At 32.0% G+C, this 12,559-nt stretch carries 12 protein-coding genes; 4 read left to right on the top strand and 8 right to left on the bottom strand.

Translation table 11 applies throughout. The features are described from left to right. Positions 1 to 10 precede the first annotated feature (10 nt). Positions 11 to 1,744 carry an NADH-dependent [FeFe] hydrogenase, group A6 gene (locus MARPI_RS09330; RefSeq protein WP_014297345.1) on the top strand — a complete coding sequence of 578 codons (1,734 nt, stop codon included), beginning with the start codon at positions 11 to 13 and terminating at the stop codon, positions 1,742 to 1,744. 56 nt (positions 1,745 to 1,800) lie between these two features. Continuing rightward, a complete protein-coding gene (locus MARPI_RS09325) occupies positions 1,801 to 2,226 on the top strand; it encodes a hypothetical protein (RefSeq protein WP_014297344.1) in 426 nt (141 codons plus the stop codon). Positions 2,227 to 2,260: 34 nt separating this feature from the next. On the opposite strand, the gene MARPI_RS09320 is transcribed toward MARPI_RS09325, so the two are convergent. The 3 genes from MARPI_RS09320 to dnaB all read right to left on the bottom strand — a co-directional run bounded on the left by MARPI_RS09320 (position 2,261) and on the right by dnaB (position 6,608). Next, positions 2,261 to 2,770 (bottom strand): ferritin, encoded by a 510-nt coding sequence (locus MARPI_RS09320; RefSeq protein WP_014297343.1) that lies wholly within the window; start codon positions 2,768 to 2,770, stop codon positions 2,261 to 2,263. 221 nt (positions 2,771 to 2,991) lie between these two features. Then, positions 2,992 to 5,196, bottom strand: a complete 2,205-nt coding sequence (rnr, locus tag MARPI_RS09315) for a ribonuclease R (RefSeq protein ID WP_014297342.1) — start codon at positions 5,194 to 5,196, stop codon at positions 2,992 to 2,994. A gap of 11 nt (positions 5,197 to 5,207) precedes the next feature. Next, positions 5,208 to 6,608, bottom strand: a complete 1,401-nt coding sequence (dnaB, locus tag MARPI_RS09310) for a replicative DNA helicase (RefSeq protein ID WP_014297341.1) — start codon at positions 6,606 to 6,608, stop codon at positions 5,208 to 5,210. 75 nt (positions 6,609 to 6,683) lie between these two features. On the opposite strand from dnaB, the gene MARPI_RS09305 reads away from it, so the two are divergent. Both MARPI_RS09305 and MARPI_RS09300 read left to right on the top strand, forming a co-directional pair. Further along, positions 6,684 to 6,878 carry a hypothetical protein gene (locus MARPI_RS09305; RefSeq protein WP_014297340.1) on the top strand — a complete coding sequence of 65 codons (195 nt, stop codon included), beginning with the start codon at positions 6,684 to 6,686 and terminating at the stop codon, positions 6,876 to 6,878. A gap of 92 nt (positions 6,879 to 6,970) precedes the next feature. After that, entirely contained in the window at positions 6,971 to 7,444 is a 474-nt protein-coding gene (locus tag MARPI_RS09300; protein WP_014297339.1) for a QueT transporter family protein, read from the top strand. Positions 7,445 to 7,522: 78 nt separating this feature from the next. Here the strand turns inward: MARPI_RS09300 and MARPI_RS09295 are convergent, their stop codons facing one another. The 5 genes from MARPI_RS09295 to MARPI_RS09275 form a co-directional block, all read right to left on the bottom strand. After that, on the bottom strand, positions 7,523 to 8,257 hold the full coding sequence (locus MARPI_RS09295; RefSeq protein WP_014297338.1) for an ABC transporter ATP-binding protein: 735 nt from the start codon (positions 8,255 to 8,257) through the stop codon (positions 7,523 to 7,525). After that, the gene (locus MARPI_RS09290) at positions 8,241 to 9,086 is read right to left on the bottom strand and encodes an ABC transporter ATP-binding protein (protein WP_014297337.1); all 846 of its coding nucleotides are present in this window, start codon (positions 9,084 to 9,086) and stop codon (positions 8,241 to 8,243) included. Before MARPI_RS09290 ends, MARPI_RS09295 begins: the two co-directional genes overlap by 17 nt. Next, the gene (locus MARPI_RS09285; RefSeq protein ID WP_014297336.1) at positions 9,083 to 10,174 is read right to left on the bottom strand and encodes a branched-chain amino acid ABC transporter permease; all 1,092 of its coding nucleotides are present in this window, start codon (positions 10,172 to 10,174) and stop codon (positions 9,083 to 9,085) included. Before MARPI_RS09285 ends, MARPI_RS09290 begins: the two co-directional genes overlap by 4 nt. Before the next feature lie 4 nt (positions 10,175 to 10,178). Beyond that, a complete protein-coding gene (locus MARPI_RS09280) occupies positions 10,179 to 11,087 on the bottom strand; it encodes a branched-chain amino acid ABC transporter permease (RefSeq protein WP_014297335.1) in 909 nt (302 codons plus the stop codon). Positions 11,088 to 11,148: 61 nt separating this feature from the next. Then, positions 11,149 to 12,255: an ABC transporter substrate-binding protein gene (locus tag MARPI_RS09275; RefSeq protein WP_014297334.1), complete on the bottom strand. Its 1,107-nt coding sequence runs from the start codon at positions 12,253 to 12,255 to the stop codon at positions 11,149 to 11,151. Positions 12,256 to 12,559 lie beyond the last annotated feature (304 nt).

Below are 12,559 nucleotides of genomic sequence, written 5' to 3'. Positions count from 1 at the left end.
AGGATGCAATATGCCAAAAATTACTATAAATTGTAAAGAGGTTGAAGTTCCTGAAAATTATACAGTTTTAGATGCTATTAATTCAATAGGTGCATATGTTCCAACATTATGTTATATGAAACTTGAAGATATAGGAATTGAAAATAAACCTGCCTCATGTAGGGTTTGTATGGTTGAAGTAGAAGGAAGAAGAAACCTTGCTCCAGCATGTGCTACTCCAGTTTTTGATGGAATGGTTGTTAAAACACATTCAAGAAGAGCTATTCAGGCAAGAAGAACTGCTGTTCAACTTTTATTATCAGATCATCCTCAGGATTGTTTAAAATGTCCTAAAAATGGTGACTGTGAATTACAGAGCCTTGCTCACGAATTAAATATTGTTTCAAATCCTTTTATGGGTAAGATGTCAACTCACAGAATTGACGAATCAGCTGCTATTATAAGAGATCCAAATAAATGTATTATGTGTAGAAGATGTGAAACTGTATGTAATGAATTCCAGACAGTTGGTGTATTATCAGCAGTTAATAGAGGATTTGATGCTGTTGTGAAACCAACTTTTGACTGGAATTTGGAAAATACCGCATGTACTTTCTGTGGTCAATGTGTTGCAGTATGTCCAACAGGAGCTCTTGTTGAAAAATCATATATTGATCAGGTCTGGGATGTAATTGAGGATCCAACAAAACATGTTGTAGTTCAAACAGCTCCTGCAGTAAGGGTTGCTCTTGGTGAAGAATTTGGTTATGAACCTGGAACAATTTCAACAGGGAAACTTGTTTCTGCATTAAAGGTTTTAGGTTTTGATAAAGTATTTGATACTAATTTTAGTGCTGATTTAACTATAATGGAAGAAGCTTCTGAATTTAAAGAAAGACTTGAAAATGGTGGATATATGCCTATGCTTACAAGTTGTTGTCCAGGCTGGGTTAAATTCTTAGAACATCAGTTCCCTGATTTATTAGAAATGCCATCAAGTGCTAAATCACCTCAGCAAATGTTTGGTGCAATAGCAAAAACATATTATGCACAAAAAGCAGGAATTGATCCAAAGGATATAGTTGTAGTTTCAGTTATGCCATGTCTTGCTAAAAAATATGAAGCAAACAGGGAAGAAATGAGAGATTCAGGTTATAAAGATGTTGATTATGTAATTACTACAAGAGAATTGGCAGATATGATCAGAGAATCAGGTATTAACTTCCAGAATTTACCCGAAGGTGAATACGATAATCCATTAGGCGAGTCAACAGGTGCTGCTGATATATTCGGTAGAACAGGTGGTGTTGCAGAAGCTGCATTAAGAACTGCTTATGAATGGATTACAGGAGAAGAATTAAAAGATGTTGATTTTGAAGCTTTAAGAGGTTATGAAGGAGTAAGAATTGCTGAAGTTGATATTAAAGGTCAAAAAATCAGAATTGGTGTTGCTCATGGTTTAGGTAATGTTAGAAAATTGTTAGAAGATATCAGAGAAGGTAAAGTTGAGGTACATCTTATTGAAGTAATGGCATGTCCTGGCGGATGTGTTGGTGGTGGAGGACAACCTTATCATCACGGAGACTTTAATATCATCAAAAAGAGAATGGAAGCTATTAATAAAATCGATAAAAGCAAACCTATTAGAAAATCACATGAAAATCCATCTATTAAAAAATTATACGATGAATTCCTTGAAAAACCTCTCAGTGAAAAATCACATAAATTATTACATACAAGATATTTTGAAAGAGAATGGTTATGATATAATAAAAGCGGGGATTTCTACCCCGCTTTTTATAAATATTAAGGAGGGATTGGATGTATACTTATAGTCTTATTGTTATTGCAGACTCTGAAGAAGATGCTATTAAAAAAGCTTCTAAATACGCTGGAAGATATGGTGATCATAATGTATCTTCATGTATTTCATATGCAAGTGAAAGCAAATTATTTGAAGATACCGTCCAGGAATTAATTTCTTTATATAAAGGTTTATACAATGCATCTGAAAATATGATTAAGCGTTTTGAAGGAAAGGTCCCTGAAGATGATTTTATTTTTAATACTTTAAAGGAAAATCTTGAAAGATATGAAAGAGGGAGTTATGCTTATCCCGAAGAATGGAAGCTTGTCTTTCATGATGGTAGAGATTTTGAACATATAGACGATTATTCTTTTTTTGAAAATATAAAAAATAATACAAATCATGAAAATTTATATCTTTTAATAATTGATATACCATAATATATAAATAAAAGGGGGATATCCCCCTTTTATTTTATTCTGCGGCAGGTTCATTAAATGTTCTTCCTGCTAATTCTCTATCAAGCATAAATAATCCATTTGGACTATCTTTAATCATTTTTAATTTAGCTATTATTTCTTCATCATTTGCTTCTTCTTCAACCTGTTCATCAATATACCATTGTAAGAAATTAAATGTAGCTCTATCTTTCTCTTTTTCTGCTAAATCAACTAACTCATTTATACATTTTGTTATATGCTTTTCATGTTCCAATGTTTCCTCAAATGCATTTAATGGTGATTCCCAGTCCTTTTTAGGTTCTTTTATAGTATATAATTTTACTTCTCCACCTCTTGAAAGTAAATAATTATAAAACTTCATTGCATGAAACATTTCTTCTTCATACTGAACCTTCATCCAGTTTGCAAAACCTTTTAATCCTATTTTTTCAAAATATGCTGACATTGATAAATATAAATATGCAGAGAACATTTCTTCGTTAATTTGTTTATTTATAGCTTCTTCCATAACTTTTGAAATCATACTATCCCTCCCATTTAGTTTTGAATCCTAATTAATTATACCATGATAATAATATGTATTTATTATTAACCCCATATTTTTTGTTACAATTTTTCATTTTACCGTATAGAAGTGTTACTTTTTTGTATTTTTATGGTATAATATGTAATGAAAAAAATACCTAGGGGGGTATAGGGGCCGCCGCAACGGTAACGTCTGCCGTGCGGCTCTCTTTTTTATTATTACTTTTTATTTTTCTTCTTTTTTCTTTTTACTTTTATCTTTGCATTTGGATATTTCCCTTTTAATTCTTTTTCCATTTCTTCATCTGTTTTATCAACTATTTCAAAATCTATTTCCGCTGTTAATTTATTTGCATTTTTTACCCTTACCTTTATTTTATCTCCTAATTTATAAACTTTCTTTTTTCTATCTCCAACAAGAACATTTAATTTTTCATTATAAACATAATAATCATCCATAGAGGATACATGAACAAGACCCTGTATAAATTTATCCGGTATTTCCACAAACAAACCAAATTTGGTTACATTAGTTATGTATACTTCAAAGATTTCATTCATATGGTCTAAAATATACTCTACCTTTTTCATATCCGCAAGATCCCATTCCGCTTCATTTGCTACTCTTTCTCTTTTTGAACTGTGAGAAGCTATTTCAGGAAGCTTTTCTGTATATTTCTCTATATCTTTTTTTGAAAGCGTTCCTTTTCCTTTTAGATATTTTTTCAATAATCTATGTACAATCAAATCAGGATATCTTCTTATTGGTGATGTAAAATGCGTATAATTTTCAGATGCAAGACCAAAGTGTCCTACATTTAAATCTGAATATACTGCTCTTTTTAAAGAGCGAACCAATAATTTCTGTATACTTTTTTTCAATGGATGATCTTTAAGATGTTCCAATAAATCCTGTAATAATTTTGGATGTATATTCTTTGGAAATCTGTATCTCAAACCTATAATTTCAAGATAATTTTTTAGTTGTAAAAGCATATCCGGATCAGGTTCTTCGTGAATTCTATATATAAACGGCAATCCCTGCGAATCAAATATAGAGGCTATAGTTTCATTAGCTTTAATCATAAATTCTTCAATTATTACTTCTGAAATGCCTCTTTCAACAGGAATTATATCCTTTACGTTGCCATTTTCATCAAATATAAATTTTACTTCTCCACCTTCAATATCAAGAATAGCTCCTCTTCTTCTCCTGTTTTCCCTGATTATCTCCATTAATTCTTTCATCATTTCTAATTGTGGTCTCAACCAGCCTATTTCCTTTTCAAGTTCCTCATCTGCTTCATTTGATAATAGTTTATTTACTTTGCTATATGTAAGCCTTTTTTTACTCCTGATAACTCCGTTATATACATTAAAATCTACAACATCACCATTTTCATCTATTTCCATAAGCAATGACATGGTGAGTCTATCTTCATTTTCAACAAGAGAACATATCCAATCTGAAAGCTCATGAGGCAACATTGGAATTACAGTATCTATTAAATAAACACTTGTTCCTCTTTTAAATGCTTCTTTGTCAAGGTTGGAATTTTCCTTTACATAATGAGAAACATCAGCAATATGAACACCTAATAAATAATTTCCATTATCTAATTTCTTTATTTGAACTGCATCATCAAAGTCTTTTGCAGTATCTCCATCTATTGTAAAGATAATTTCATCTCTAAAATCTTTTCTACCTTTTAAATCCTTATCCTGTACTGTATTTGGTATCTTTAAAGCTTCATTCATTACATTTTTTGGAAATACTCCAGGCTCAGGAAGCTCATGTTTTATAATAACTATTGGTAAATCTACTTTTGGATCATTTGTGTCACCTATTATTTTTGTTATCTTTACCTCAGGATTTTTACCACCATATTTTATTATTTCAGCTTCTACAACCTGTCCTGGTTTAGCATCATTAAAGTTTTCAGGAGCTACATAAAAATCTGTGTTTATTTTTTGATCTATAGGAATAATAAAACCAAATAATTTTTTCTTTTCAAATATTCCTACAACCTTTTTCATTCCTCTTTTTAATACTCTTACAACTTTTCCTTTTGGCAAGTCTCGCCATGTTCCAATTATTTCCACCAATACTGTATCTTTATGCATTGCGTCTTTAGCATTTTCAAGAGTTATGGCTATTTCTTCTCCACCTTTTATGGTTACAAATGCCATACTTCCTCTTCTTGTAAATTCTATAATTCCTATTTTCATATTTTTTCCTGGTAAACAATATTTGTTTTTAGAATTTTTGTAGATTTCTCCGTTATCCATCATTTCTTTTAACGCATCTCTTACCTTTTTTCTTTCTTCCTTTGTTTTAGCCTTTAATTTATTATATATTTCTTTTTGTAGTAATGGCTTTTTTTCAATTAACTGTATAACTTTTTTTTGTATATTTTTTACCATTTTTCTTCCTCCTAATACGGTTCGTTATGTAAATTATCTTTTTCATAAAATAATGTTATTTTTGGATCGAACATTAATTTTATTGTCCCAACTGGACCATTTCTCTGTTTTCCTATAATTAACTCTGACTCATGTGGGTGATTTAATATAAGATTTTCTCCATTATCATCCTGATTCTCTTTTTTATTATCCTTCTTCCTTTTATAATATGCATCTCTGTATAAAAACATTACCATATCGGCATCCTGCTCTATAGCCCCTGATTCCCTTAAATCACTTAAACGCGGTCTTTTATCTTCTCTCTGCTCTACTGCTCTTGAAAGCTGAGAAAGAGCAACTATAACTACATTTAATTCTCTTGCCAGCAATTTCAATGAACGTGAAATTTCCGAAATTTCCTGTTGTCTGCTTTCACCACTTCTTGATTTAGATGACATCAATTGAAGATAATCTATAAAGATTGCTTCTATTCCATATTCTCTTTTCATTCTCCTCGCTTTTGCTCTTAATGTTCTTGGATCAAGCCCCGGCTCATCATCAACCACTATTTTTGATTGGGATAATTTATGTGCGGCATTAACCAATTTATTCCAATCTTCATTGTTTAACATACCTGTTCTAACTTTTTGTAAATCCACATGTGCTTCAGCACATAATATTCTTTGCACAAGCTGTTCTTTCGACATTTCAAGGTTAAACATTGCTATTGGGATTTTATATTTTATTGCAAGATTACTTGCCACATTTAATGCAAATGTTGTTTTACCCATTGATGGACGAGCTGCGATAATGATTAAATCAGATTTATGAAATCCCGAGGTAAGGCGATCTAAAGAAATGAACCCTGTAGGTAGACCTGTAACGAGAGCATTTGGTTCAACTGAAGCACGTTTTTTTAATTCATCAAGTTTTTCAAAAACATCGTGAATTATGTTCGGAACTGAATCATATGTTCTCGTTGCTCGTGATTCCGCTATTTCAAATATCTTTTTTTCTGCAAAATCAAGAATTTCTTCCGCTTCACCAATTGTTTTTGTTGCTTCAACTATTTCTGAACTTGCAGTTATAAGGCTTCTTAATAATGACTTATCCTTTACGATTTTTGCATAATATAAAGCATTTGCAGGTGTTGGAACAACTTCAGCCAGATAAATAAGTTTATCTTCTCCACCTGCTCTTTCAAGCAAATTTGCATTTCTTAAACTTTCCATAACAGAAATTGCATCAACAGGCAATCCTCTATCAAATAAATCCTCTATAATTTTAAATATAATTTGATGTTGTTGATTATAAAAATCATGTGAACGTATTTCTTCCAGAATATCCGGTAATATTTGCGGGTCAAGAAAAATACTACCTAAAAGCGCCTCTTCTGCTTCCTGACTATGGGGTGGAGTTAATTCTTTATTCAATGTTAATACCTCCTTTTACAACTCATGATATAATTATAATACTTAATTGTAAAATTTACAAGGAGGAATAAGTGAATGATTGCCAATATATTATTCTACGCTGGTGTAATTTTAATAATTAACTCTATGTATTTATTTAATAGTTCTGCTAAGGAATTAAGAAAAGGTTACTTAAAAAAAGAATCTGTTATACAAAAAAATGATAAACACGCTTTCATCTCACTTGTCATAGCTATTGTATTGTTTATAATTGTTGCTATTTTCTTTTAAAAGAAATATTTTTTTAAAAATAATATGTTAAAATTCTTTGCTATTCATGGCGGTCGCGGCACCCGCCTTAACAAAACAAGGAGGTGTTTTCTTTGAAAACTAAAAACATGGTATTGGCAGGTGTAGTTGCGGCATTATATGTCGCATTAACTGTGGTATTACAACCTATTAGTTACGGTCCTATGCAGGTAAGGATTTCAGAAGCTTTAACCGTTTTACCTTTTTTAAATCCTATTTTTATTCCTGCATTGTATATTGGAGCTATGTTAGCTAATATTTTTGGTGGATTTGGCGCAATTGATATCTTTCTTGGCAGCGCTTTGACTTTAGTAGCCGCATATTTAACCTATAAAATGCCAAATAAATATCTTGCACCATTGCCACCTGTAATTGTTAATGCATTTGGTGTTTCTGCTTATGTTGCTCCTCTTGCACATGTTCCATATTGGTCAACTGTATTATGGATTGGTATTGGAGAAGCAATAGCATGTTATGCACTTGGATTACCTCTTTTAATTCTCTTAGAAAAAAGAGGAATATTAAACTTTAATAAAGCTACAGAATAATGCACAAAGGCTCCCGTAAGGGGAGCCTTTGATTTTTAAGCATTATGAGGTGCAACTATGACGGCGTATCAATAGTTGTCAGGCCATTCCAAGATAGGCTTTTTGTACACTTTCATCCTTCAATAATAAATCTGAATCATTTTCAAGTATAATATTTCCTGTTTCAAGCACATACCCATAATGGGATACTCTTAATGCCTGAGCAGCATTTTGCTCAATTAATAAGATAGTTCCTCCATTTTCATTTATAACCTTTATAATATCAAACACTTCAGAAACAAGTACAGGTGCTAATCCTAACGATGGTTCATCCATCATTATAATTTCAGGTTTACTCATAATTGCTCTACTAATAGCAAGCATTTGCTGTTCTCCACCTGATAATGTTCCTCCTAATTGTTTTAAACGTTCCTTTAATCGCGGGAATAAATTATATACCCATTCTAAGTCTCTTTCTATACCTTCTTTATCTTTTCTATTATATGCACCCATCATAAGATTTTCATATACTGTTAAATTCGGGAATATTCTACGTCCTTCTGGAACAAGAGCTATACCCATTCTTGTAATTTCATGTGAACTTTTTCCTGCAATATTATTTCCCTTATAGAGTATTTCACCGCTTTTTGGTTTTACAAGCCCGGCAATAGCTGAAAGGGTTGAGGTTTTTCCGGCACCATTGGCACCAATAAGGGTTATAATCTTCCCTTTTGGAACCTTTATGTTAATTCCTTTTACAGCATGTATAGCTCCATAATATATGTTTAAATCTTTAATTTCAAGTACTATTTCATTATTATTCTGCTTTTGCATTCTTCCACTCCTCTCCAAGGTATGCCTCAATAACCCTTGGATTCTTTTGAATCTCTTCAGGCTTACCTTCAGCAATTATTGCACCATAATCGAGAACAAGTATTCTTTCACACACTCCCATAACAACCTTCATATCGTGTTCTATTAAAAGTATGGAAAGATTAAACTCATCTCTTATTTTTCTAATAAAATGCATTAATTCTTCAGATTCCTGTGGATTCATACCTGCTGCTGGTTCATCCAATAACAATACTTTTGGATGCGTTGCCAGAGCACGTGCAATTTCTAATTTTCTCTGTAACCCATAAGGTAATGCTGATGCTTTTTCCTCTGCAAGATGTAATAATCCAACCTTTTCTAATAATAACAATCCTTCTTTTATCATTTCTTTTTCTTTACTTAAATATCCAATTTTTGTAAGAGCCTTTATAAACCACATTGGCGAACTACCCTTTGGCTTTTTACCATGCTTTTTCATTATTTTATCCACATCGCTATTTGAAAGCATATGATGTTGAGCAACTATAACATTTTCTAAAACTGTCATATCCTGAAATAATCTAATGTTCTGAAATGTCCTGGCAATTCCAAGATGCGTAATTTCATGTGGTCTAAATGGCGTGATATCAATACCATCAAAAATTACCTTGCCTTTTGTAGGGATATAGATACCTGTAATAACATTAAATGCTGTTGTCTTACCGGCTCCATTAGGACCTATTAAGCCCAATAATTCTCCTTCATATAATTGATTATGAAAATCGTTAACTGCTATAAGCCCTCCAAATTGCATTGTTATGTGATTCATTTCAAGAATTTTTTTCATCATTCATCACCTTCTTTACCTAAATAAACCTCTGCTAAGGAAGGTTTTTTCACTTCTATTTTCAAGAATTTTAATATTCTCTCCCATGTAAGTTCGCTTCTTCCCATAATACCCTTCTGCCAGAATATCATCAGGAAGATAAATATTGCAGAAATAACAAGCATTCTCATTCCGGGAATACCTGGAACATGCATACCAAAAATATCAAATGGTTCTTCTAAAGCTCTTAAATATTCAAACATAAGAGCAAATACTCCTGCACCTATAACAGAACCTGTAATACTTCCTAAACCTCCAAGAACAACCATTATTAATACATAGAATGTCAATAACGGACCAAATGTTGTAATCCTTGGATCAATTGTTGTAAGCCAATGAGCATATAATGCTCCTGAAATACCTGCAAAGAATGCACCAAAAACAAAGGCCAATAACTCATGTTTAAATACATTTATACCCATTGATTCTGCAGCTATTGAGTCTTCTCTTATAGCAATCAAAGCCCTTCCATATGAACTCTTAACAAGACTGATAATAGCGATTAATGTAACCAATAACCAACCCCATGCCCAATATACATTTGTGTAATTAGGAAGTCCTTTTAATCCAAGAGGACCATTGGTAACGCTAATCATATTATTTGCTGCAACCCTTGCTATTTCAGCAAAACCCAAACTTGCAATTGCAAGGTAATCACCTGATAATTTCAAAGTAGGCCATCCAATTAGAAATGCAAATACAGCTGCAATTACTCCTCCAGCAATTGTTGCTACCAAAAATCCTGAATGAAGATTTAATAACCATGGCTGAATTGGCATAATTATATAAGACATTTCCTTTTGCATTGGTTCAAGGGTTAATAATGCTGATGTATAAGCACCTAATAACACAAATCCAGCATGTCCCAATGAGAATATACCTGTAATACCATTTATTAAATTCAAACTAACTGCCATTATTGCATAAATAGGTATTAAAGTAATAATTCTTAATGTGTAATCATCAAAGCTATTATTGGCATAAGATAAAAAAAGCGTAAATATAACAATAGCTATTATATTTAATATCCAGTTTAATTTTTTCATACTCATGCTATCACACCTTTACCACAGATTTTTTACCCAATAATCCATCGGGTTTTATTAAAAGAATGATAATAAGGATAATAAAAGCAAAGGCGTCCCTGTAACCTGCTGCAGATGGCATTAATGCAACAAGGAATATTTCCATAATTCCTAATAAAAATCCACCAACAACAGCACCAGGAATAGAACCTATTCCACCAAGAACAGCTGCAATAAATGCTTTAAGACCGGGCATAAATCCCATATATGGAAATACGTTAGGATATCTCATAGCCCACATAATACCTCCAGCTGCTGCCATTGCTGAACCCAATGCAAATGTAAAACCAATTACCATATCCACATTAATACCCATTAATGATGTTGTAGGTATATCTGAGGAAATTGCCCTCATAGCCATACCAATTTTTGTTTTATATACTATCCAGAAAAGGATTAAGAACAATACAGCTGTTATTATGAAAACCATAAAGGTTAAAACTGGTATTCTTGCCCCTCCAATTGTAAATGTTTTATTTAATATCCATTTGTTATTTTCATTAAAAACTGCTGTAAATGATTTTGGAACTGCACCAAAAACAACAACAGCTATACTTTCTAAAAAGAAACTCATACCAATTGCTGTGATTAACGCGGAAATTCTAGGAGCGTTTCTCAAAGGTTTATATGCAATTCTATCTATAAGGAAACCAAGAAATGCAGCTCCTAAAACACCAATAATTACGGAGAGCCATAGGGGAGAACCTACCAATGATGCATAAAACGCAAAATAAACACCCATCATCATAATGTCACCATGGGCAAAATTTATAAGTCTTAAAATCCCATAGACCATTGTATATCCAACGGCTAATAATGCATATAATCCTCCAAACATTAAGCCATTAAATAAATTTTGAAGAAAAATTGAACCACTCACAAAAACACCTCCATTTCAATCAATAAAAAACCCCGGAGTGACCGGGGAATTAAAGCTAAAATTATTTTTCAGCAGGATTTACTGTAGTTACATATGTAAATTCTCCATTTTTAACCATATCAACTACAACTGATTTTTCAGCATCACCATTTTTGTTAATAGTAATCATACCTGTTGCACCAGGGAAGTTTTTAACTTCTCTAATTGCTTTAGCAATAGCTTTTGGATCTGCTTTCCCGGCCATCTCAATAGCTTTTCTCATAACTAAGTATGCATCAAATCCCAAAGCATGCATAGCACCTGGTTTTGTTCCAAATTTTTCTATAAACTTTTCAACAAATACCTTTGTCATTTCTGTTGCTGCACCATCTGGATGGAAATGTGTTGTGTAATATAATCCTTCTACTGCATCTCCACCGATTTTTATTAATTCTTCTGCTTCTGCACCGTCACCAGCAAGTATTGGACCATTGTATCCTAACATTCTTGCCTGTCTTGCAAATAATGAAATTTCTGGATAATATCCTGTGATATATAATACATCTGGATTTTTATTTAATGCATCTGTTAATTGAGCACTAAATTCCTGGTCACCTGTTTTAAAGAATTCAATAAAGTAATTTCCGCCAAGTTCTTTAAATTTCTTTTTGAAGAAATTAGCTAAACCAACACTGTAATCCTGTTCAACATCAATAAATACTGCTGCTTTCTTTGCTTTTAAATTATCAAATGCGAATATTGCTGCTGCAGCACCTTGATATGGGTCGATAAAACATACACGTGAAACATATTTTTTACCTGTTGTAACTAATGGATTTGTTGATGAAGAAGTTAACATAGGAATATGTTTTCTTTCGGCAACTGCACCACCTGCTAATGAATGAGCACTTGCAACTTCACCAATAATTGCTACAACCTTGTCTTTGTCAATTACCCTACTTACAGCATTTGCAGCTTCTGTTTTTTCGGATCTGTTATCAACAAGTACTAAATCAATTTTCTGACCCAATACTTCTGGATACATTTCATGTGCTAATTCAATTCCCTGCCAGCTCATTTCACCAAATGCTGCAATACCACCGGTCATTGGTAAAACAACACCAATTTTAATGTTTGCAAATACAACGAGACTTAAAACTAAAACCATCGTCAATAAAAACTTCTTCATAGAATCCCTCCCTTAATATTACAAATGTAAAATCTTGGTTATATTTTACCACACTTTAATATAACTGTCAAGTATGAAAAAAATTTCATTTATTTTATTAACAATCAAAATATTTTATTAACATAGCGAACCTTTTTATCCAAAAAAAACACATAATATTCTTTATATATATGTTTTATGTATATACAAACTTCAAAGGAAATCTATTTATTCTAAACAAAGCAGCAAAAAAGTAATATAAAAAATAAAAAGAATTTCATAAACTTTAAAAGATTTATGATATACTTAGTTTTTGAATAGATTA

The sequence above is a fragment of the Marinitoga piezophila KA3 genome (assembly GCF_000255135.1).
GTDB classification, from domain to species: domain Bacteria; phylum Thermotogota; class Thermotogae; order Petrotogales; family Petrotogaceae; genus Marinitoga; species Marinitoga piezophila.
This window is presented reverse-complemented; position numbering and strand designations above follow the sequence as displayed.